This window comes from Kitasatospora sp. NPDC114501 (assembly GCF_055633695.1).
Genome location: NZ_JBVKDS010000002.1, coordinates 221,063 through 241,709, shown reverse-complemented (window position 1 = coordinate 241,709; position 20,647 = coordinate 221,063). Strand labels below are relative to the sequence as shown.

19 protein-coding genes are annotated in these 20,647 nt (G+C 75.5%); 13 read left to right on the top strand and 6 right to left on the bottom strand.

Going from position 1 to position 20,647, the window contains the following annotated elements; translation table 11 throughout:
• Positions 1–103 precede the first annotated feature (103 nt).
• The 3 genes from ACZ7RU_RS04635 to ACZ7RU_RS04625 all read right to left on the bottom strand — a co-directional run bounded on the left by ACZ7RU_RS04635 (position 104) and on the right by ACZ7RU_RS04625 (position 4,449).
• Positions 104–1,198, bottom strand: coding sequence for a hypothetical protein (locus ACZ7RU_RS04635; RefSeq protein ID WP_470339481.1), 1,095 nt, complete (start codon positions 1,196–1,198; stop codon positions 104–106).
• Entirely contained in the window at positions 1,198–2,988 is a 1,791-nt protein-coding gene (locus ACZ7RU_RS04630; RefSeq protein ID WP_470339480.1) for a DUF3492 domain-containing protein, read from the bottom strand. The genes ACZ7RU_RS04635 and ACZ7RU_RS04630 overlap by 1 nt, the downstream gene beginning before the upstream one ends.
• A gap of 558 nt (positions 2,989–3,546) precedes the next feature.
• Positions 3,547–4,449, bottom strand: coding sequence for an alpha/beta fold hydrolase (locus ACZ7RU_RS04625; RefSeq protein ID WP_470339479.1), 903 nt, complete (start codon positions 4,447–4,449; stop codon positions 3,547–3,549).
• 222 nt (positions 4,450–4,671) lie between these two features.
• Between ACZ7RU_RS04625 and ACZ7RU_RS04620 the strand changes: the two genes are divergently transcribed.
• The 3 genes from ACZ7RU_RS04620 to ACZ7RU_RS04610 all read left to right on the top strand — a co-directional run bounded on the left by ACZ7RU_RS04620 (position 4,672) and on the right by ACZ7RU_RS04610 (position 6,155).
• On the top strand, positions 4,672–5,334 hold the full coding sequence (locus ACZ7RU_RS04620) for a TetR/AcrR family transcriptional regulator (RefSeq protein ID WP_387749949.1): 663 nt from the start codon (positions 4,672–4,674) through the stop codon (positions 5,332–5,334).
• Positions 5,335–5,465: 131 nt separating this feature from the next.
• The gene (locus tag ACZ7RU_RS04615) at positions 5,466–5,693 is read left to right on the top strand and encodes a DUF3107 domain-containing protein (protein WP_470339478.1); all 228 of its coding nucleotides are present in this window, start codon (positions 5,466–5,468) and stop codon (positions 5,691–5,693) included.
• Positions 5,694–5,831: 138 nt separating this feature from the next.
• Entirely contained in the window at positions 5,832–6,155 is a 324-nt protein-coding gene (locus ACZ7RU_RS04610; protein WP_470339477.1) for a hypothetical protein, read from the top strand.
• Between the two features lie 50 nt (positions 6,156–6,205).
• On the opposite strand, the gene ACZ7RU_RS04605 is transcribed toward ACZ7RU_RS04610, so the two are convergent.
• Complete coding sequence (locus ACZ7RU_RS04605; RefSeq protein WP_470339476.1) at positions 6,206–6,934, bottom strand: ferritin-like fold-containing protein; 729 nt, start codon at positions 6,932–6,934, stop codon at positions 6,206–6,208.
• A gap of 689 nt (positions 6,935–7,623) precedes the next feature.
• Between ACZ7RU_RS04605 and ACZ7RU_RS04600 the strand changes: the two genes are divergently transcribed.
• From ACZ7RU_RS04600 to ACZ7RU_RS04580, 5 genes are all read left to right on the top strand, one after another.
• Positions 7,624–9,744 (top strand): DEAD/DEAH box helicase, encoded by a 2,121-nt coding sequence (locus tag ACZ7RU_RS04600; protein WP_470339475.1) that lies wholly within the window; start codon positions 7,624–7,626, stop codon positions 9,742–9,744.
• A gap of 154 nt (positions 9,745–9,898) precedes the next feature.
• Entirely contained in the window at positions 9,899–10,774 is an 876-nt protein-coding gene (locus tag ACZ7RU_RS04595; RefSeq protein ID WP_470339474.1) for an alpha/beta fold hydrolase, read from the top strand.
• Between the two features lie 408 nt (positions 10,775–11,182).
• On the top strand, positions 11,183–11,341 hold the full coding sequence (locus tag ACZ7RU_RS04590; RefSeq protein ID WP_470339780.1) for a hypothetical protein: 159 nt from the start codon (positions 11,183–11,185) through the stop codon (positions 11,339–11,341).
• 307 nt (positions 11,342–11,648) lie between these two features.
• Positions 11,649–12,287 carry a DUF6758 family protein gene (locus ACZ7RU_RS04585; protein WP_470339473.1) on the top strand — a complete coding sequence of 213 codons (639 nt, stop codon included), beginning with the start codon at positions 11,649–11,651 and terminating at the stop codon, positions 12,285–12,287.
• Positions 12,288–12,397: 110 nt separating this feature from the next.
• Positions 12,398–13,258, top strand: a complete 861-nt coding sequence (locus ACZ7RU_RS04580) for a PHP domain-containing protein (RefSeq protein WP_470339472.1) — start codon at positions 12,398–12,400, stop codon at positions 13,256–13,258.
• Between the two features lie 160 nt (positions 13,259–13,418).
• Here ACZ7RU_RS04580 and ACZ7RU_RS04575 read toward each other — a convergent pair whose 3' ends face one another.
• Positions 13,419–14,060 carry a suppressor of fused domain protein gene (locus ACZ7RU_RS04575; protein WP_470339471.1) on the bottom strand — a complete coding sequence of 214 codons (642 nt, stop codon included), beginning with the start codon at positions 14,058–14,060 and terminating at the stop codon, positions 13,419–13,421.
• A gap of 471 nt (positions 14,061–14,531) precedes the next feature.
• On the opposite strand from ACZ7RU_RS04575, the gene corA reads away from it, so the two are divergent.
• Positions 14,532–15,653, top strand: a complete 1,122-nt coding sequence (gene corA, locus ACZ7RU_RS04570) for a magnesium/cobalt transporter CorA (RefSeq protein ID WP_470339470.1) — start codon at positions 14,532–14,534, stop codon at positions 15,651–15,653.
• 19 nt (positions 15,654–15,672) lie between these two features.
• Here the strand turns inward: corA and ACZ7RU_RS04565 are convergent, their stop codons facing one another.
• Entirely contained in the window at positions 15,673–16,608 is a 936-nt protein-coding gene (locus ACZ7RU_RS04565; RefSeq protein ID WP_470339469.1) for a DMT family transporter, read from the bottom strand.
• Between the two features lie 142 nt (positions 16,609–16,750).
• Here ACZ7RU_RS04565 and ACZ7RU_RS04560 point away from each other — a divergent pair, with 142 nt between their 5' ends.
• From ACZ7RU_RS04560 to ACZ7RU_RS04545, 4 genes are all read left to right on the top strand, one after another.
• Positions 16,751–17,290 carry a hypothetical protein gene (locus ACZ7RU_RS04560; RefSeq protein WP_470339468.1) on the top strand — a complete coding sequence of 180 codons (540 nt, stop codon included), beginning with the start codon at positions 16,751–16,753 and terminating at the stop codon, positions 17,288–17,290.
• A 127-nt stretch (positions 17,291–17,417) separates the two neighbouring features.
• Positions 17,418–18,716 carry a magnesium transporter MgtE N-terminal domain-containing protein gene (locus tag ACZ7RU_RS04555; protein WP_470339467.1) on the top strand — a complete coding sequence of 433 codons (1,299 nt, stop codon included), beginning with the start codon at positions 17,418–17,420 and terminating at the stop codon, positions 18,714–18,716.
• A gap of 76 nt (positions 18,717–18,792) precedes the next feature.
• Entirely contained in the window at positions 18,793–19,341 is a 549-nt protein-coding gene (locus ACZ7RU_RS04550; protein ID WP_470339757.1) for a DUF1003 domain-containing protein, read from the top strand.
• A 56-nt stretch (positions 19,342–19,397) separates the two neighbouring features.
• Positions 19,398–20,558 carry an Mrp/NBP35 family ATP-binding protein gene (locus ACZ7RU_RS04545; RefSeq protein ID WP_387694902.1) on the top strand — a complete coding sequence of 387 codons (1,161 nt, stop codon included), beginning with the start codon at positions 19,398–19,400 and terminating at the stop codon, positions 20,556–20,558.
• Positions 20,559–20,647 lie beyond the last annotated feature (89 nt).

The following is a 20,647-nucleotide window of genomic DNA, read 5'->3' as shown; positions in this document are numbered from 1 at the left end:
TGGCGGACTGAGTTCAACGAACGGGACGAAAACGGGGATCACACGGCGGATCCCGGGGTGGTTCGACAGGGTGGATCGGAGGGGTCGGCTCGGCGGGCGGCGCTCAGCGGTGCGAGCCGGCCCGGCCGAGCACCGCCCCGGCGTACGCCAGCAGCGCCACCGCGACGGTGCCGCCGCCGAGCAGCCAGGCCTCCGGGGCGGAGCGCCCCAGGGCGAGCGGTCCGAGCACCGCGGCGGCCGCGGCCGACGCCCCCGCCGCGGCGGCCGCCGTCCGGCCGCACCGCGCCAGCAGCACCGGCAGCACCAGCAGCAGGCCCAGCACGCCCTGCGCCGCCCACTGGGCGGGGCCGGCCCGCTCGGCCGCCAGGTGCAGCAGCCCGCCGCCGTGGCCCGGCCCCGGGCGCGGCGCGACCACGGCCAGGACGGCCAGCGCGGCGAAGCTCAGCGCCCCGAGCACCGCCAGGTGCAGGGCCAGCGCGACCGGGAGAACCGGCCGCATCCGGGCCCGGAACTCGGCCAGGGTGCCCGCCACGCCCAGGTGGCCGCGGCCGACCTGCCGGTACCAGCGGGCCGCCCGCTCGGCCGACCCGGCCGACACCGCCGCCGCCAGCACCAGCGCGACGCCCGCCGGGCGGTCCCCGCCCGGCGCGGCCGACGGGAGCAGCAGCAGCGCGGCCAGGCCCAGCCCGTGGCCCAGCGCCGCCGGCCGCAGCCGGGAGCCCGGGCGCGGCGCGGGCGCGGCCGGCGGCCCCAGGGCGGGCCCCGGCGCGTCCGGCGGGCGGACCGCCCCGGCGCTCGGCGGAGTCACGGACGGCACGGTCAGCGCGGGCAGCAGCACCAGCGGGACGGCGGCGGACAGCAGCACCGGCCAGCGGGGGCCGAGCGCGGCCACCCCCGTGCAGGGCAGCACGGCCAGCGCGGCGGCGGTCAGGGCGGCCCGGACGGCGGACCCGCCCGGCCGCGGCTCCGCGGGCCCGGGCGGCGGCGGGCGGCGGGGCACCCGGGCGTACAGCTCCTCGGCCAGCGCGAACAGGTCGGCGTGCCGGCAGCGGGCGGCGGCGTCCGGGCCGAGGCCGGCCTCCTCCAGTCCGGCGGCGATCTCCAGCGGGTCGACGGCGCGCTCGCACAGCTCGCGGTGCTCCGCCATCACCTCGCGCACCGGGTCCGCGCTGGCGCCGAGCAGGGTGTCGCCGGACATCAGACGGCCTCCGCGAGTTCGGTCGGGCGCCCGGTCGGCGCCCGCACACCGTCGGCCCCCGGGGTCACGTCCTGCGGGGTGCCGCTCCCGCCACCACGCGGACCGTCGGCCAGCCAGTACTCGGCGGGGCGGGCGAACGGGCGCGGCGCGGGCCCGTCCTCGGCACCGGGGAAGGCCGGGTAGTGCGAGACCAGCTCCAGGTAGATCTCCCGGAAGGTGCCGATCACCGGCTCCACGGCGAAGCGTTCCTGCGCGCGCAGCCGGCCGGCCAGCCCGAGCCGGCCCCGCCGTTCCTCGTCGCGCAGCAGCGCCAGACAGGCGCCGGCCAGGGCGCGCGGATCGCGGGCGGGCACCAGCAGTCCGGTCGGCCCGACCGCCTCGCGGGCCACCCCGACGTCGGTGGAGACCACCGCCCGGCCGCTGAGCATGGCGTCCACGAGCAGCCGGGGGCTGCGCTGGGAGCGCCCCGAGAAGACCGCCACCGTGCCCGACTCCCAGGCCTCGGCGAGCGAGCCGGGCCGTCCGGCGAACTCCACCGCCGGGGCCACCCCCAGCCGCGCGGCCACCGCCGTGCAGTGCGCCCGGTGGCCGGGCGCCGTCTCCTCGCCGTACACCACCAGCCGGGCGTCGGGCAGGCCGGCGCGGACCAGGGCGAAGGCGTGCAGCGCGAGTTCCGGGTCCCGGCCCGGCTCCAGCGCGCCCGCCCACACCAGGGTCGGCGCCGCGGGCTCGGGTCCGGCGGCCGGGCGGTCCACCGCCGGCGTGCCCTCGTACACCACCCGGGTGCGCGCCGGGTCGGCGCCGCAGCGGTGCTGCCACTGCTGGTCGTGGGCGCTGCCGGGGGTGAGTGTCGCGGCCTGCCGGTAGGTCTCCGCGGTGAGCGCCCGGAAGAAGGACAGCAGCAGGGCGCGGACCGGCCAGCGGTACGGGGCCGCGTGACTCGCCCACTCGCCTCCGGGCGCTCGGACCCGGCGCCGACGGTCTCCCCCGGCCTGGCGGCCGGGAGGCGCCCCCAGGCTCCGGCGCTCGTCCCTCACTTGTCGCTCGCCCTCCTTGCCCACCCCCGGGCAGGAGGGGCCCACGCTTTCGGCACCGGCGCGCCCTTCGGCCCGGGGCGGGTGGCACAGGTACTGCTCGCGCAGGTGCAGGCCGTGCTCGGTGACCACGAACGGCACCCCGTGCAGGTGCCGGGCCACCAGGGCGGGCAGCGCGGCCGGGCCGCCGCCGACCACGTGGCACAGGTCGGCCGCGCCGAGGCCGCCGGGGCCGGTGCCGTACCAGGGCGCGGACAGCGGGCGCAGGCACTGCTCCAGCAGGTCCGCCGCGACCAGCACGTCGCAGACCAGCGGCTGCCCGGCGGAGGTGTCCGCGCCGGGCAGCCGCCAGGTCCGTTCCAGCAGTCGGCGGGCATGCCCGGAGGCCAGGAAGGCGGGCAGCGCGCCGTCCTCCCGGGCGAGCGCCGCCAGCCGGTACAGCCCGGGTCCGAAGCCGGCTCTCTCCCCGGGCAGCACCAGCGCCCGCACCAGTTGTTCGTACGCGCCGGCGTACCGGCGTCTGCGCACCGCGCCCGGGGCCCGGCCGCCCGGCCGGCGCCCCCGCAGCGCCAGCTCGTGGGTGGCGCGCCAGGTGGGCGACGGCCGCTGCACCGCGCCGTCCGGGGCTTCCCGGCCGGTCAGCAGGTACAGCTCGAACGCGTGCTCGGGCAGGCCCTCGGCCAGCCGGTCGCACCAGTCTCCGGCACCACGCCGGGGATGCGGACGGGCACCCTCGGTGAGCAGGGCAACGCGCACGGGAGACCTCCAGGGCAGAGCGGATCGGCTGGGCGGGATCGCGGACGGGATCGACGGGTTTCCTGGCGGCCCGGGCAGTCGCCCGGGGCGGCCCCGCACGGCGGCGGGGACGGACGGTCGGGGAAGAGGGGTCCGGTCGGCCGGGCCGGCGCCGCGGTGCCTGCGGGCGGCCCGCCGGCGGCCCGGCCGCGGACGCTCCGCGCTCCGTTCCCCCGGGCACCCGCCCGCTCCGGCGGTCGGGCCCGACCCGCCGGGACCCTTCTGCCGCGGCCGCCCTCCGGTACCTCCGGCGGCCGCGACTCCCCCCACACCTGTTCGGTCCGACAGCAGAAAGGTAGGACCGGCCCGGGCCGATCCATCGGTCACGTGCCTGCCTGCCACCTGATCGAGTGAACCGCCGTGACCTCGGCCCCGGCCGGGGCGTTACCGGGCGGTATGCGCGGCCGCCCGCGCGGGCGCGGTCGGCCCGGCCCCGGCGTACCTACAGCCCGGGCGGCATCCCTTCAGCCCGGCGGCGCACGTCCGGCCCGCGGCGCGTGCTCAGCCGGTGGTGCGCACTCAGCCGGTGGTGCGCGCGATCAGCTCCCGCACCGCCCGGGCGACCTGGTCGGGGTGCTCCATCATCGCCACGTGCCCGGACTCCGGCAGCACCAGCAGCCGGGCGTCCGCGAAGGCCGCGCAGGCGCGGCGGGCCGAGCGGTAGGAGACCAGCTTGTCGCGCAGCCCGTACACCAGCAGCACCGGCGCCGCGACCTGCTCGGCCTGCCGCCACAGCGCCTGGTCGCCGCGCTCGGTGTACGCGGAGACGATGCCGCGGGCCGAGCCGACCAGCGCCTGCATCGCGTGCGGAACCTCCAGCCGGCGCCGGTAGTCGGCCACCGCCTGGGCCCGGGCCGCCGGGCTCAGGGCGCCCGGGTCGCCGTAGACCAGTCGCAGCAGGTCCTCGGTGGCCGCCTCGGCGTCGCGCCCGCCCGCCGACAGCCGGCGCAGCACCGCGGGCACTCCCGGCACCGCGAGCAGGCCGGTCGGCCAGGCCGAGCGCTGCGGGGGCAGCTCGGGCAGGGCCGGGGAGACCAGGGTGAGGCTGCGCACCAGGTCCGGGCGCAGGGCCGCCAGCCGGACGGCGACGGCGCCGCCCAGGGAGTTGCCGACCAGGTGGACCGGGCCGCGGCCGGTCGCCTCCAGGTAGCCGATCACCGCGCGGACGTGGCCGGAGACGGTGAGGTTGCCGTCGGTGGGCGGGTGGGAGCGGCCGAAGCCCGGCAGGTCCACGGCCTCGCCGTCGATCTGTCCGGAGAGCCGGTCCATCAGGACCTGCCAGTTGGCGGCCGAGCCGCCGAGGCCGTGTACGAAGAGCCCGGGCTCGCGCCCGTCGGGGGCGCCGCCGGCGGCGGGGCGGTGCACCGCGAGCACCGCGCCGGGGACCTCGACCGTACGTACCTGCTGCTCAGCGCTGCTCATGGTGGACGATGGTAGTGAGCCCCGGCCGGAGACCCCCGGGGTGGTCCGGCCGTCGGCCGCCTCCGTCGCACCACTGCCGAGGCCGAGGTCAGCGCCGTATTGTGGGCTCCTGACAACCAGGCCGATCGTCTTTTCTCGCCTCCGCCGAACGCGGGCGCGGTTACCGAAAAGTAGAATCGGCCCTCTTGCCAGCAGCGAACAGACCCCGAAGTGAGGAGCGCCGTGACGGCCATCCAGGAGGCGCAGGAGCGCCCGCGCGGTGCCCGCCTGCCGCGAAGCGCCCGCCGTGAACAACTGCTCGGTGCCGCCCAGGAGGTGTTCGTCGCGCAGGGCTACCACGCGGCCGCCATGGACGACATCGCCGACCGCGCCGGGGTGAGCAAGCCGGTGCTCTACCAGCACTTCCCCGGGAAGCTGGAGCTCTACCTGGCGCTGTTGGACAAGCACTGCGACGCCCTGGTCGAGTCGACCCGCGAGGCGCTGTCGACGACCAACGACAACAAGCAGCGGGTGGCCAACACCATGGAGGCGTACTTCAACTACGTCTCCAGCGAGTCCGGCGCCTTCCGACTGGTCTTCGAGTCGGACCTGACCAACGAGCCGGCCGTGCGCGAGCGGGTCGAGCGCGCCTCCGAGGCGAGCGCGACGCTGGTCAGCAAGGTGATCCAGGAGGACACCGACCTGCCCGAGGCGGAGTCCAAGCTGCTCGCCGCCGGGGTCTGCGGCCTGGCCCAGATCACCGCCCGGTACTGGCTCTCGCAGGGCCTGGAGATCCCCCGCGACGAGGCGGTGCGGCTGGTCGCCAGCCTGTCCTGGCGCGGCTTGAAGGGCTTCCCGATGCACCCGGGCGAGCAGTCCGGCGAGGGCGCCGCCCACCAGGGCTGATCCGCCGACCTTCGCCTGGCCGGGGATCCCGTGCTCTATGGTGAAGCCGTACGGCACGGTCGCCGCGAACGCTTGTCCCAGGCGGTCCGGTGTCCGTGCATGGAGGCTGCAACCCCGGAGGGACGGAAGCCGTGGAGGTCAAGATCGGCGTGCAGAACGCGCCTCGCGAGATCGTGATCGAGAGCTCGCAGACTGCCGATGAGGTCCAGAGCGCGGTCGCCAAGGCGCTGGAGGGCTCGGAGAAGATCTTCGCGCTGTCCGACGAGCACGGCCGTCGCATCATCGTCCCGGCAGAGCGCCTGGCGTACGTGGAGATCGGCGAGCAGGCCGTCCGCAAGGTCGGCTTCGGCACCACCTGAGGCGCCCGCCGCACAGGATCGTCCGGTGCCCCGTTCCCGCGAGGGAGCGGGGCACCGTCGCGTGTGGGGCCCGGTGCGGCGGGGTACGGCGAGGGTGCGGCGCCGGTGCCGCACGCCCGTCACCCCCGGGAGGCAGTCTTGCTGGTCGAGTCGATCGCCTTCGCCCTCGTCGGCCTGGTCACGGGCGGCGCCGCCCTGCTGGCCCTGCCCGCGTACTTCCGGGCCGCCCGGGCCCTGACGCTGGGCACCGCGCTGGCGGCGGCCATGGTCGGCGGGTTGGTCGCGCACTTCAGCGTGGACGGGCGCCAGCCGGCGCTGTCCGTCGCGGCCGCGGCGGTGGCCGCGGGCGTGCTCACCTCGCTGCTGGCCCGGCCGGACCTCGCCGCCGGGCGCGCCCCGGCGCACCGGCACCACCCGCACCGGTCCGGCGCCCACCGCGCCCGGCGGCACCGGGCGGCCTGAGGCCCTCCCCGAAGCCGGGCAGAAAGCCGGGCAGAAAGCCGGGCCGAAGGCTAGGAGGCCAGGCCGAGGGCGGCCATCCGCCGGGTGTGCGCCTCGGTGATCCGGTTGAACATCTTGCCGACCTCGACCAGGTCGAAGCCCTGTACCTGGACGCCGCCGACCAGCAGGTTGGACAGCGCGTCGCGCTCGGCGACCACCCGCTGGGCCTGGCTGAGCGCCTCACCCATCAGGCGCCGGCCCCACAGGGCGAGCCGGCCGCCGGCCCGGGGGTCGGCCTCGATGGCCTGGCGGACCTTGTCGACGGCGAACTGGGCGTGGCCGGTGTCGGACATCACGCTCAGCACCAGGTCGCGGGTGTCGTCGTCCAGCCGGACGGCCACCTCGCGGTAGAAGTCGGTCGCGATGGCGTCGCCGACGTAGGCCTTGACCAGGCCCTCCAGCCAGTCGGAGGGCGCCGTCATCCGGTGGAACAGCTCCAGCGGCTCGACGAACGGCCGCATCGCCTCCTGCGGGTCGGCGCCGATCTCGGCGAGCCGGTCGTGCAGCCGCTGGTAGTGCTGGAACTCGGCGGAGGCCATCCGGGCCAGCGCCGCCTTGTCGGCGAGGTCGGGCGCCAGCTTGGCGTCCTCGGCGAGCCGCTCGAAGGCGCTCAGCTCGCCGTACGCGAGCGCGCCGAGCAGGTCCAGCACCGCCGCCCGGTACCCGGGGTCGGCCGAGCACGCGGCCCAGTCCCCGATCGAGCCGGCCGCTCCGTCCTGCGTCTCACCATGGGTCTCCATGACCCGCCACCTTAGTCCCGCCGGCCTCGCCACCCCACCACCAGGCACGCCCGGTGACCGGCCGGAGCGGCCGGTCCGGTGGCGGTTGCCGGGGGCAATGTCAGACGCGTCACGTGTTCGAGTCGTCGCCTGACTGTATGGTGGTACGGAGCCCGTCGTGTTCGCATGGTGTCACCGCCGTCTCGGTACCCCGCGCGAACCCCCGTAGCGTCACCGTCCAGCCGGACGTGTCCGCGCCGGAGGCACGGGTACTCACGTACGCGGATGCCCGGTCGGAGAGCCGATCGGCTCCGACCATGGCTTGGACTTCAAGCCTTGGCACCGCATCAGTGGCCGAGCGAGGGCCGCCGAGACCACGCCCCGAGGCGGAGGTCCCGCGCAGGTCCCTCACGGGAACTCTCCCCGACGCCGCCGGCGACGCGCCCCGCACAGGGCAGCGCGCACCGGCCGGCCGCAGGGACCGGCGCGGTTGTGCGTCCGCGCAGCTGTATCAGGGCCGCCCAGGCCCGTAGGCAGCCGCGCGGTTGCCCGCCCGCCGCTCGCTCTCGGCCCCTCCACACGGAAGAGGCAGCACCCTGTCCACCACCGCTGAACCCATCAAGACGACCTTCCGCGACCTGGGGATCCTCCCGGAGACCGCCGAGGCACTCGAGGCCGTCGGCATCGTCCACCCCTTCCCCATCCAGGAGATGACCCTCCCGGTCGCGCTGACCGGCCACGACGTCATCGGCCAGGCCAAGACCGGCACCGGCAAGACCCTCGGCTTCGGCCTCCCGCTGATCGAGCGGGTCGTCGTGCGCGCCGACGTGGACGCCGGCCGCGCCACCGAGGAGCAGCTCTCCGAGGCCCCGCAGGCGCTGATCGTCGTCCCGACCCGCGAGCTCTGCACCCAGGTCACCAACGACCTCCAGACCGCGGGCAAGGTCCGCGACGTGCGCGTCCTCGCCGTCTACGGCGGCCGGGCGTACGAGCCGCAGGTGGAGGCGCTCACCAAGGGCGTCGACATCGTGGTCGGCACCCCGGGCCGCCTGCTCGACCTGGCCGGGCAGAAGAAGCTGAACCTGTCCAAGGTCCGCGCGCTGGTCCTGGACGAGGCCGACGAGATGCTCGACCTGGGCTTCCTGCCCGACGTCGAGAAGATCATCACCATGCTGCCCGCCAAGCGGCAGACCCTGCTGTTCTCGGCCACCATGCCGGGCCAGGTCATCAACCTCGCCCGCCGGTACATGAGCCAGCCGACCCACATCCGGGCCACCGCCCCGGACGACACCGGCACGACCGTCGCCAACACCGAGCAGCACATCTTCCGTGCGCACTCGCTGGACAAGGTCGAGATGGTCTCGCGCATCCTCCAGGCCGACGGCCGCGGGCTGGCGATGATCTTCTGCCGCACCAAGCGCACCGCCGCCGACGTCTCCGACCAGCTGACCCAGCGCGGCTTCGCGGCCGGCGCGGTCCACGGCGACCTCGGCCAGGGCGCCCGCGAGCAGGCCCTGCGGGCCTTCCGCAACGGCAAGGTCGACGTGCTGGTCTGCACCGACGTGGCCGCCCGCGGCATCGACGTCGAGGGCGTCACCCACGTCATCAACTACCAGTGCCCCGAGGACGAGAAGACCTACCTGCACCGGATCGGCCGCACCGGCCGGGCCGGCGCCTCGGGCACCGCCGTCACGCTGGTCGACTGGGACGACATCCCGCGCTGGCAGCTGATCAACAAGGCGCTGGACCTGACGTTCAACGACCCGGAGGAGACCTACTCCACCTCGGCGCACCTGTACGAGCTGCTGAAGATCGCGCCGGGCACCAAGGGCATCCTGCCGCGCTCGGAGCGGACCCGCGCGGGGCTCAACGCGGAGGAGGTCGAGGACCTCGGCGAGACCGGTGGACGCGGCGCCCGTGCGGCCCGCACCGGCGGTCGCGGTGGGCGCGGCGGTCAGGGCGGCTCCGGCCGTCCGGGCGCCGGTGCCCCGGCGGCCGAGACCGAGGAGAAGCCGCGCCGCACCCGTGAGCGCCGTCGCACCCGTCGGGGCTCGGCGGTCGGCGCCGAGGGCGAGGCCGCTGCCGCCGCAACCGAGGCCGCCGCGGCCGCTCCGGCCGTCGAGGGCGCCGAGGGCGAGGCCGCGCCGCGCCGCCGCCGTCGCCGCTCGCGCGGCGGTGCCGCCGGTGCCGAGGCCGTGGTGGCGGTCGAGGCGGCTGCGGTCGCCGAGGCCGTCGTGGCCGAGGCCGTGGCGGTCGTCGAGGCCGCCGTCGAGGCGGGCGCCGCCCCGGTCGCCGAGGCGGTCACCGAGGCTCCGGCCCCGGCGAAGAAGGCCACCCGCACCCGGACCCGCAAGCCCAAGGCGGAGGCCGTCGAGGCCGACGCCCCGGCCGCCGAGGCCGCTGCCGAGGCCGTCGAGGCGGCCACCGAGGCTCCGGCCACCGAGGCTCCGGCTCCGGCGAAGAAGGCCGCCCGCACCCGGACCCGCAAGCCCAAGGCGGAGGCCGTCGAGGCCGACGCCCCGGCCGCCGAGGCCGCTGTCGAGGCGGTCACCGAGGCGGTCACCGAGGCTCCGGCCCCGGCGAAGAAGGCCACCCGGGCCCGCAAGCCGAAGGCCGAGACCGTCGAGGCGGCCGCGGCCACCGAGACCGCCGAAGCCCCCGCCCCGGCCAAGAAGGCCACCCGGGCCCGCAAGCCCAAGGCCGTCGCCGAGACCGCCCCGGAGGCCCCGGCCGCCGAGGCCACCGAGGCCGCCGCCGAGGTCCCGGCCCCCCGCAAGCGCACCCGCACCCGCAAGGTCGCCGCGCCCGCGGAGGCCACCCCGGAGAGCTGACACCCCCGTGTCTCCCCCCGAGGGGGCGAGCCAGGCCGCACCCGGCCCGGCCCGCCCCCTCGGGCGTTCCGCCCCTAAGCTCGGGGGCGTCGGAGCGTCGGGGAGCCGACGACAGGACAGCAGGTCACCGGCAGGACAGCAGGGAGAGCAGCCCATGAGCACGCCGCCGTTTCTGACGCTTCCCGGCTGTGCACGGGCCGAGCGCGTGGTGACCGGGCGCGGCGAGTTCGCGGCGCTGCGGGCGGAGCCGGCCGGGCCGGTGCGCGGCTCGGCGCTGCTGGTGCCGGGGTTCACCGGCAGCAAGGAGGACTTCATCGCGCTGCTGGAGCCGCTGGCGGCCGCCGGGTACCGGGTGACGGCCGTGGACCAGCGCGGGCAGTACCAGACCGGTGGCCCGGACGACCCGGCGGCGTACGGCGTCGGGGCGCTCGGTGCGGACGTCCGGGCGCTCACCGAGGTGCTGGCGGCCGACGGCGCCCCTCTGCACCTGCTGGGGCACTCCTTCGGCGGCCACGTGGTGCGCGAGGCGGTGCTCGCCGCGGCCGCCGAGGGCCCGCTGCCCTGGCGCTCGCTGACCCTGGTGTCCACCGGCCCGGGCGCGATCGACCCGGCGGAGGCGGCCCGCACCGGGCTGCTGCTGGACGCCCTGCGGGGGATGGACCTGGAGCAGATCTGGCAGGTCATGCGGCAGCTGGAGGCGGAGAGCGGGCGGCCGCGGCCGAGCCTGGATCCGGCCGTCGCGGAGTTCCTGCACCGGCGCTGGCTGGCCAACGTGCCGCGGGCGCTGTCCGTCACCGGCGCCCACCTGGTGGCCGCGCCGGACCGGGTGGCGGAGCTGGCCGCCGTCACCGCCGGAATGCCGCTGCTGGTGCTGTCCGGGGTGCGGGACTACGCCTGGCCGGTCCCCGAGCAGACCGCCATGGCCGAGCGCCTGGGCGCCCGCCGGGTGGTGGTCGCGGACGCCGGCCACTCCCCCAACGCCGAGCAGCCGGCCGCCACGGCCGAGGCGCTGGCCGCGTTCTGGGCCTGACCGGACCGCGCCGGAACGGCCGGCCCGGTCAGGTTCCGTCGATCGACCGAAAGTGGTCTGTACCACTTCTGCAACTTCGATCGGCTTCAACACAGGACAAAAGTCGTTAGTTACGGTAATCTTTGATTCTGTCCGGGAATCATCGCCGGCCTCCGCTCCGGCGCCGATCACCCGAAACCTGGACTTCACGGGCGGGCAACGGCCCGGTAGCACCGCCACCTCACCGTGGTACCCGAGGCAGTGGACGCACCCGGCGAGCAGGGGTAGCCCCTGCCGCAGCAGACCGCCGTACGCGCGACCACGAACCGCCCGGTCCGGCCGCACCGCCGGATCCGCACGATCCCGAAAGGGCTGATACCGACTCAGCCGCGACCGCCCCGCCCCGCGGGGCCAGGAAAGGAGACGCCCATGACGAAGACCATGCGCTTCGAGATCGTCCGACTCGACGACACCAACGGCTCCGCCACCGACCGCCAGATCGCCGACGCCGCCACCGTGCGCGAGGTCGTCCAGGCCGCCGCCCGCACCGGCGAACGCCTGCTCATCCGTCCGTGCCCGACCGTCTGACCCGGTGCGGCGCCTCCGATCCGGAGTCCTCACCCGCCGCCGATGAGCCGGGAGCGTCCGATCCGGACGTCCCGATACCCGACTGACGCCCCGTCACCGCATTCGCCGTCGACGGGGCGTCAGTGTGTCCGGGGACGGACCCCGGGACGTTTGCCGCCGCCCGTGACGGGACATCCCCCAACGGGAACCGCCCGCGCCGCACCCACCCGGCGACGGCCGGGCATCCGCCACCGACAGGTTCCGCCGAGCCCTCCGTACGGGTGATCGTCCTTGACGCGGCGGTCCGGAGGGAGGAGCGTTGACGGCTATGAGGGGCGAGCCAAGCTGCCCGAGGTGCGCCGGTCGGGTCCGCGCCCCCGGTCTGTTCTCAGACACCTGGCAGTGCGACCGGCACGGAGCCGTGCACCCGATGCAGCCGGTGCTGCCACCGAGCGTGGAGGCCCTCGACGTCGCCGTCGCCCGCTCCCAGGTCCCGGTCTGGCTGCCCTGGCCGCTCCCGGTCGGCTGGCTCTACACCGGCATCGCCCACGTCGGCGACGACGTCTCGGGCGCCCGGGCCACCGCAGTCGCCTGCTCCGGGCCGGCGCCGCTCGGCGGCTTCGGCGAACTGGTGCTGGTCGCCGAGGAGCTGGGCGTCGGCCTCGGCGCCCGCTACGCCGGCATGCCCGGGCCGGACCCGGGCGACTCCGTCGGCCTCTACAAGCCCGCCGACGCCAAGCTGATGGCGGCCGGGCGGCCCACCCCCATGTTCCACGTCCCGGACGCCCCGGCCGACCGCGCGGTGTTCGTCGGCGAGGCCCGCGGCCTGTGGCTCTGGGCGGTCGCCTGGCCCGAGCAGTCCGCGCTGGTGATGTACGACGAGCTGGTGCTGACCGACCTGCGCGAGGCCGGCGCCGAACTGGACCTGCTGCCCTGCGGGGCGCTCTCCCCCCGGCTGCTCGGCTGAGGGGTGTCCTGCAGGTATTCGCCGGGTCCGGCAGGACCCCCAGGACGCCCCCGGCCGCCGGCCGCTGACCTATCCTGGGCGGCACCCACGAGCCCCCAGGAGCCCGATCCGTGCGCATCGACCTGCACGCCCACAGCAACGCCTCCGACGGCACCGACACCCCGGCCGAGCTGGTCGCGGCGGCCGTCGCCGCGGACCTCGACGTGGTGGCGCTGACCGACCACGACACCGTGGCCGGCCACGCCGAGGCAGCCGCGGCGGTGCGCGCGCTGCCCGCGGGCAGCCGGCTGACCGTCGTCCCGGGCGCCGAACTGTCCTGCGTCGTGGACGACATCAGCATGCACCTGCTGGCGTACCTGTTCGACCCCGAGGAGCCGGAGTTCGCGCGCGAGCGGGACCTGGTGCGCAACGACCGGTTCCGGCGCGGGCGGGCCGTCGTCGAGCGCTGCCGGGAGCTCGGCGCGGAGATCAGCTGGGAGCAGGTGCAGCGGATCGCCGGGATGGGCTCGGTCGGGCGGCCGCACATCGCCAGCGCGCTGGTCGAGGCGGGCGTGGTGGCCACCGTCTCGGACGCCTTCACCGCCGACTGGCTGGCCAATGGCGGGCGGGCGGACGTCCGCAAGCACGAGACCGACCCGGTCGCGGCGGTCCGGCTGGTCCGGGCGGCCGGCGGGGTGCCGGTGTTCGCCCACCCGGGCGCGGTCAAGCGCGGCCGGACGGTCTCCGACCAGGTGATCGCCGACCTCGCGGAGGCCGGGCTGGCCGCGCTGGAGGTCGACCACACCGACCACGACGAGGAGACCAGGGCCCGGCTGCGCGGCCTGGCCGGTGAACTCGGCCTGCTGGTCACCGGCTCCAGCGACTACCACGGCAGCCGCAAGACCGTCCGGCTGGGCGAGCACACCACCGACCCGGAGGTGTACGAGGCACTGCTGGCGCAGGCCACCGGGGCGAAGCCGATCGAGCGCTGAGCCGACGCGGACCCGGGAACCGGCCCCCGGACGCCGGACCAGGGGATGATGAGTCCCCTGGTCCGGCGGACGGTGCCGCCGCCGCTGCCATGCCCCGGCGTACCGGAGCGCCCGGCGGGCGTGCGGACCATCCCGCCCGCCCGGCCTGACCGGGCGTCGGTCAGTCCAGCCGGACGCCGCGCCGGTCCGGGTCGCGCAGGTCGGCGCCCTGGTCGAGCCAGCGCTCCTGGAGCGCGGCCGCGCCGTGCACCCGCTTCCAGCCCGCCTCGTTGGGCGTCATCGGCAGCAGCGGCAGGAAGCGGACCGGGTCGGCCGGCTCGGCCAGCTCCAGGTCCTCGACCAGGCCGCCGGGTTCGGCCGCGAGCACCGAGGTGAAGGGCGCGCCGTCCCAGAGCGGGGAGCCGAGGTCCAGCGAGCCGCCGGGGGCCACCACCAGGCCCTCGACCTGCGGGGTGGCGGCGAAGGTGGCCAGGGTGCGCAGCACGCTGTCGCGCCCGCCCCGGACGGTGAGCACCAGTTCGACGCGCGGGCCGCGCACCTGGTCGGCGACGGGTGAGGTCGGGTCGGCCATCGGCGCGGCGGACATGCCGAGCGTCGCGTACCGCACCAGGCCCTCGGCGTCCGGGCCGAAGCGCAGCACCTCGATCCGGTCGGCCCCGAGGAAGGTGACCGCGGCTCGGCCGCCCGGTTCGCCGAAGGTGGAGATCAGCCGGGCCTCGACGGCGGCCAGCACCGCCTCCCGGGAGAGCTCCGAGGGGTTGCCGCCGTGGGGGTCGCCGAAGAGCGGGAAGTCGTGCGCCATGCCGGTGAGCGTAACCCCCGGGGGTTCGGCGGGCCGCGTGCGGGCGGGCCGGAGGCTGCCCGCGCGAGGGAGGGGGCGGGGCGGGGCGGTGCCCCCGGTCCCGTAAAGGCTTCGAAAACCTCCGGGAAACCCGTCGGCTTCGACGCCCGGTCAGATGTTAGGGTGAGCGACTGGCCACCGGAACCGTTTCGTTCCGGGGCGGCGGCGCGAAGGAGGTGGTTGCGGTGGATACCGGCCGACCATGCAGTACCGGCAGCTCTGCCCGGCCCCGCCTTCCCCGTACCCAGCGCCCCGCGGGCCCAACCGGCTGAATCAGCCGCGGTAGCCCCGGGCGTCGGCCCCACGGCGGACGGACCGGCCGGGAGAGCACTTTCATTCCCCGTTTCACCGGTGTTCTCCGCCGTCGTACCGCGGCCGAACGTTTTTCCTTCCGTGCCGCCGCGCGACGGTTCCTGCCTCTGGGAGCCTGCCATGTCGATGATCAACAGCCTGCGCGCCGCCGTCCGCACCAACCGCCGCCGCGTCGCGGCCGGCGTCTACGCCGTCCTGCCCGAGGACGCCGCCTCGGCGGTCGTGGACTGCGCCGTCTACCAGCACGGCAGGCGCAGGGGCGAGACCTGCAGCCCGCGCGAGGCCGCCCGCCGGGTCAAGGCCGCGCACCAACTCCCCGAGGGGGAAGGATCGTTCAGCTGGATCGGGCTGCACGAGCCGACCGAGGCCGAGTTCGAGGGGATCGCCCAGCGCTTCGGCCTGCACCCGCTCGCGGTCGAGGACGCGGTGCACGCGCACCAGCGGCCCAAGGTCGAGCGCTACGACGACGTGCTGTTCGCCGTCTTCAAGACCATCCGCTACGTCGAGCACGACCAACTGACGCCCACCAGCGAGGTGGTGGAGACCGGCGAGCTGATGGTCTTCGCCGGCCCGGACTTCGTGATCACCGTCCGGCACGGCGGCCACGGTTCGCTGCAGGAGCTGCGCCACCGGCTGGAGGCCGACGCGGACGAGGCCGGGCTGCTCGCCAAGGGGCCGTCGGCGGTGCTGCACGCGATCGCCGACCACGTCGTGGACAACTACCTGCTGGTCGCCGAGCGGCTCCAGAACGACGTGGACGAGATCGAGTACGGCGTCTTCTCCGCCAAGGGCGGGCGCAGCGCCGACGTCGGCCGGGTCTACCAACTCAAGCGCGAGGTCCTGGAGTTCAAGCGCGCCGTGGTGCCGCTGCTGCGCCCGATGCAGCAGTTGTCCGAGCCGCTCCAGCGGCTGGTCGACCCGGACATCCAGAAGTACTTCCGGGACGTCGCCGACCACCTGGCCCGGGTCGCCGAGCAGGTGCACGGCTTCGACGAGCTGCTGAACTCGCTGCTCCAGGCGAACCTGGCGCAGGTCTCGGTGGCGCAGAACGAGGACATGCGCAAGATCACCGCCTGGGCGGCGATCTTCGCGGTGCCCACGATGATCACCGGCGTCTACGGCATGAACTTCGACTACATGCCCGAGCTGCACCAGGAGTACGGCTACCCGACGGTGCTCGGCGCGATCGCGGTGATCTGCTTCGGGATGTACCGGGGCTTCCGCCGCAACGGCTGGCTCTGAGCGCCGGCGCCGCCCGCGCCTACCTGCGTCCGCCGCGGGCGACCAGGACCAGGCCGAGCAGGATCAGCACCACCGCCGGGTAGGCGGCCGCCGGCGGCCACTGGCCCAGCCAGAGGGCGGCGATCAGGGTCGCGCCCGGGGTCTCCAGCAGGATCGCGGTGGAGGTGATCGACGGCCCGAGGCTGCGTACCACGCGGTTGCTCAGCGAGTGGCCGAGCAGTTGGGCGGCGACCATCAGCAGCACGATCTGCCACCACACCCCGGCCGGCCATCCGGCCAGCGGCGTCCCGGCGACCAGGCAGATCCCCAGCAGCACCGCCGCCGTGGTGGCGTAGCAGACCAGGGTGTACGCGGTGGTGCTGACGGTCCTGCGGACCTCGGCGCCCAGCAGCATGTACCCGGCCGCGGCCAGGCCGGCGGCGAGCGCGAGCGCGTCGCCGAGCAGCGCGCGCGGGGAGAGCGAGAGGTCGACCCCGGTCAGCACCAGCACGCCGGCGAAGGCGACGGTCGTGCCGAGCCAGACCAGCCGCGGCGCCCGGACGCCCATCAGCCGCATCAGCAGGATGGTCCACAGCGGGGTGGTGGTGACCAGGGCGGTGGCCGAGGCCACCGAGGTCATCCGCAGGCTGGGCATCCAGAGCGCGAAGTGCACGGCGAGCAGCGCCCCGGCGGCCACCGCGAGCAGCAACGCCCGCCGGCCGATCCCGCGCAGTTCGGCGCGGTGGCGCAGCAGCGCGTACGGGCCGAGGACGCCGACCGACATGACGTTGCGCCAGAAGGCGATCGCCAGCGCGGGCGCGGCGGTGGCGCTGATCAGCGGGCCGGACAGCGAGATGCCGCCGATCGAGACGGCGAGCAGCAGCAGGTCGAGGGTGGGCAGCGGCGGGTGCGCCGGGGCCGGGCCGGCGGTCGCGGGGGCGGCGGAGGGGGCGGTCGCGGGCCGGGCGGCGGGCACGGCGCTCCTTGCTGGTCGCTGAGGTGGGCGGTCATACGGTAAGGCCCGTGGCGACGTAATGGAACTGTCGCCCGGAGGCTGAGACTCCCGGCAGGCCCGGACGCCCCACCCGACGGGCCCCGGTGGCCGTACGCTGTCCGCCATGGACCGTACGCCCGCCGCCGCGACCGCCGACGACTTCCTCGACCAGGCCCTGCTGGAGGAGGCCGCGAAGAAGTCCGGCCTGCTCTGGGTGCGCGCGGACGGGCAGGAGCACGCCCGGCCGCTGTGGCACGCCTGGCACGACGGTGCGGTCGTGGTGGTCGGCGGCGGCGGCGAGCAGCCGCTGCACGGCCTGGAGCCCGGCGCCGGGGCCGTGGTCACCGTCCGCAGCAAGGACAAGGGCGGCCGGCTGACCGGCTGGAGCGCCCGGGTGGTCGAGCTCGCCCCGGACGGCGAGGCCTGGCTGGGAGCCGTCGAGGAGCTCAAGGGCAAGCGGCTGAACGCGCCCGACACCGACGCCATCACCGCCCGCTGGGCCCGCGAGTGCCGGGTGCTGCGGCTGGAGCCGGCCGGCCCGCTCACCGAGCGCCCCGGCGCGATGCCGGACGGCTCGCACGCCGCACAGCCGGTGCCCACCCCGGCCACCACCCGCCGCCCGATCCCGGCCGGCCTGCCCAAACTGCTGTTCAAGCGCCGCTAAAGCTTCACGCCCAGGACGTCTCCCACGGCTACCGTGCCTCCGGGCCGGGCTCCCGCCGCGCGGGTAGCCTTGGCCGCGAGTGCGCCCCCGGGCGCTTCCGGTACGGCGTCGAGGGAGTCGAGGGTTTATGGCAGGGCCAGGCACCCGGGTCTTCATCTCCCATCTGTCCGCCATCGCGGTCTTCGACCCGAACGGCGACCAGGTCGGCCGGGTCCGGGACGTGGTCGTCTCGCTGCGGCTCGGCGGCCGTCCGCCACGCGTGCTCGGCCTGGTGGTCGAGGTGGTCGGCCGGCGCCGGATCTTCCTGCCGATGACCCGGGTGACCAGCCTGGAGTCCGGCCAGGTGCTCACCACGGGCGTGATCAACCTGCGCCGCTTCGAGCAGCGCCCGGCCGAGACCCTGGTGCTCGCCGAGCTGCTGGACCGCACCGTCACCTGGTCCAAGACCGGCGAGGAGGTCACCGTGCTGGACGTCGGCATGGTGCAGAGCCGGCTGCGCGAGTGGGAGATCAGCAAGGTCTTCGTCCAGGTCGGCCGGGCCGGCCGGCTGCGCAAGGGCAAGGGCGAGCGGCTCACCCTGGACTGGCAGGACGTCACCGGCTTCTCGGTGCCCGAGCAGGACCAGGGCGCGGCCAACCTGCTCGCCACCTTCGAGCAGCTTCGCCCCGCCGACCTCGCCAGCGTGCTGCACCACCTGTCCGCCAAGCGCCGCGCCGAGGTGGCCGCCGCCCTCGACGACGAGCGGCTGGCCGACGTCCTGGAGGAGCTGCCCGAGGACGACCAGGTCGAGATCATCGGCAAGCTCCAGGAGGAGCGCGCCGCCGACGTCCTGGAGGCGATGGACCCGGACGACGCCGCCGACCTGCTCTCCGAGCTGCCCGGCGACGAGGCCGAGCGGCTGCTCCAGCTGATGGAGCCGGAGGAGGCCGCGCCGGTGCGCCGTCTGCTGACGTACGAGGAGGACACCGCCGGCGGTCTGATGACCACCGAGCCGGTCGTGCTGGAGCCGGACGCGACGGTCGCCGAGGCGCTGGCCCGGATCCGGATCAGCGACCACAAGCCCGCGCTGGCCGCACAGGTCTTCGTCTGCCGCCCGCCGAACGAGACCCCGACCGGCCGCTACCTGGGCACCGTGCACTTCCAGCGGCTGCTGCGCGAGCCCCCGTACGTCCTGGTCGGCTCGCTGGTGGACGACGACCTCGACCCGCTGCCGCCGGACACCCCGCTGTCGCTGATCACCAGCTACCTGGCGACCTACAACTTGGTGGCCGCGCCGGTCGTGGACGAGGCGGACCACCTGCTCGGCGCGGTGACCGTCGACGACGTGCTCGACCACCTGCTGCCGGACGACTGGCGCGACGCCGCGCCGCACGCCCACGACGAGGACCACGACGACGACAGGGAAGGGGTGACCGGTGGACGGTGACCGCAGCGGACGGCCGGACGACTCCGCGCGCCGGCGCCTCCAGGGCGAACTGCGCCAACTGCGTCAGCTGCGCGAGCTGCGCACCCGCGAGGGCGGCCGGGACCGGCGCGCGGAGACCGCGCCGATCACCGGCACCGGCCGCGCCCGGCTCGACCAGCCGCGCACCGCGCGGCCCGGCCTGCTCACACTCCCCTCCTACGACCCGGAGGCCTTCGGCGTCCTGTCCGAGCGGATCGCCCGCTTCCTCGGCACCGGGCGGTTCATCGTCTGGATGACGGTGGTGGTCGTCGTCTGGATAGCGTGGAACACCCTGCTGCCGGCGAGCGCGCGCTTCGACGAGTACCCGTTCATCTTCCTCACCCTGGCGCTGTCCCTCCAGGCCTCGTACGCGGCCCCGCTGATCCTGCTGGCGCAGAACCGCCAGGACAACCGGGACCGCGTCAACATGGAGCAGGACCGCGCCCGCAGCGACCGCAACATCGCCGACACCGAGTACCTGACCCGCGAGGTCGCCGCCCTGCGGCACGGGCTCGGCGAGGTCGCCACCCGCGACTTCATCCGGTCCGAACTCCAGTCGCTGCTCAAGGAGATCGACGAGCGCCGGGAAGCCCCCGAGGCGCTGTGACCGGCGGCACGCTACCGACGGGTTAAGGGGATCCGTCGGCGCCGTACCATCAAGGCATGGCCAACGAGACAGAGGTCGCGGCCGGCGTCACGGAGGAGTCCGTACGCCAGGCGCTGGCGACCGTCAACGACCCGGAGATCAACCGCCCGATCACCGAGATCGGCATGGTGAAATCGGTCGGGATCGCCGAGGGCGGCGCGGTGCGCGTCGCGGTCTACCTGACGGTCTCCGGCTGTCCGATGCGCGACACCATCGTCACCCGGGTGCGCGAGGCGGTCGGGAAGGTCCCCGGCGTGACCGGCGTCGAGGTCGAGCTCGACGTGATGAGCGACGAGCAGCGCAAGGAGCTGTCCCAGCTGCTGCGCGGCGGCGCCCCCGAGCGGGAGATCCCGTTCGCCAAGCCGGGCACCCTGACCCGGGTCTACGCCGTCGCCTCCGGCAAGGGCGGCGTCGGCAAGTCCTCGGTGACCGTCAACCTGGCGGCCGCGATGGCCGCCGACGGCCTGAAGGTCGCCGTGGTGGACGCCGACATCTACGGCCACAGCGTGCCGCGCATGCTGGGCGTCGAGGGCCGGCCGACCCAGGTCCAGGACATGATCATGCCGCCGCAGGCGAACGGCGTGAAGGTCATCTCGATCGGCATGTTCACCCCGGGCAACGCCCCGGTCGTGTGGCGCGGCCCGATGCTGCACCGCGCGCTCCAGCAGTTCCTCGCCGACGTGTACTGGGGCGACCTGGACGTGCTGCTGCTGGACCTGCCGCCCGGCACCGGCGACATCGCGATCTCGGTGGCCCAGCTGGTCCCCAACGCGGAGATCCTGATCGTCACCACCCCGCAGATGGCCGCCGCCGAGGTGGCCGAGCGGGCCGGCACCATCGCGGTGCAGACCCACCAGAAGATCGTCGGCGTGATCGAGAACATGTCCGGCATGCCGTGCCCGCACTGCGACGAGATGATCGACGTCTTCGGCACCGGCGGCGGCCAGACCGTCGCGGACGCGCTCACCCGCACCGTCGGCGCGACCGTCCCGGTCCTCGGCTCGATCCCGATCGACGTGCGGCTGCGCGAGGGCGGCGACGACGGCCGCCCGGTCGTGCTCGCCGCGCCCGACTCCCCGGCCGGCGCCGCCCTGCGAGCGGTGGCCGGCAAGCTCGGAGGCCGCCAGCGCGGACTGTCCGGGATGTCGCTGGGCCTGACGCCCAGGAACAAGTTCTGAGGCCGTGACCTGTCGGAGGGCCGGGTGGGCGACCACCCGGCCCTCCGCCGTACCGTCACGGCCCGTACCGCCGCGGGCCGTCCGCCTCG

Bases quoted from the DNA above. Each gene is read 5' to 3' on its own strand.
- ACZ7RU_RS04600 (WP_470339475.1), top strand. From the start codon at position 7,624: ATGACCCTCCCGGTCGCGCTGACCGGCCACGACGTCATCGGCCAGGCC.
- ACZ7RU_RS04555 (WP_470339467.1), top strand. From the start codon at position 17,418: ATGGCAGGGCCAGGCACCCGGGTCTTCATCTCCCATCTGTCCGCCATC.
- ACZ7RU_RS04595 (WP_470339474.1), top strand. From the start codon at position 9,899: ATGAGCACGCCGCCGTTTCTGACGCTTCCCGGCTGTGCACGGGCCGAG.
- ACZ7RU_RS04575 (WP_470339471.1), bottom strand. From the start codon at position 14,060: ATGGCGCACGACTTCCCGCTCTTCGGCGACCCCCACGGCGGCAACCCC.
- corA (WP_470339470.1), top strand. From the start codon at position 14,532: ATGTCGATGATCAACAGCCTGCGCGCCGCCGTCCGCACCAACCGCCGC.
- ACZ7RU_RS04585 (WP_470339473.1), top strand. From the start codon at position 11,649: ATGAGGGGCGAGCCAAGCTGCCCGAGGTGCGCCGGTCGGGTCCGCGCC.
- ACZ7RU_RS04560 (WP_470339468.1), top strand. From the start codon at position 16,751: ATGGACCGTACGCCCGCCGCCGCGACCGCCGACGACTTCCTCGACCAG.
- ACZ7RU_RS04625 (WP_470339479.1), bottom strand. From the start codon at position 4,449: ATGAGCAGCGCTGAGCAGCAGGTACGTACGGTCGAGGTCCCCGGCGCG.
- ACZ7RU_RS04590 (WP_470339780.1), top strand. From the start codon at position 11,183: ATGACGAAGACCATGCGCTTCGAGATCGTCCGACTCGACGACACCAAC.
- ACZ7RU_RS04605 (WP_470339476.1), bottom strand. From the start codon at position 6,934: ATGGAGACCCATGGTGAGACGCAGGACGGAGCGGCCGGCTCGATCGGG.
- ACZ7RU_RS04545 (WP_387694902.1), top strand. From the start codon at position 19,398: ATGGCCAACGAGACAGAGGTCGCGGCCGGCGTCACGGAGGAGTCCGTA.
- ACZ7RU_RS04635 (WP_470339481.1), bottom strand. From the start codon at position 1,198: ATGTCCGGCGACACCCTGCTCGGCGCCAGCGCGGACCCGGTGCGCGAG.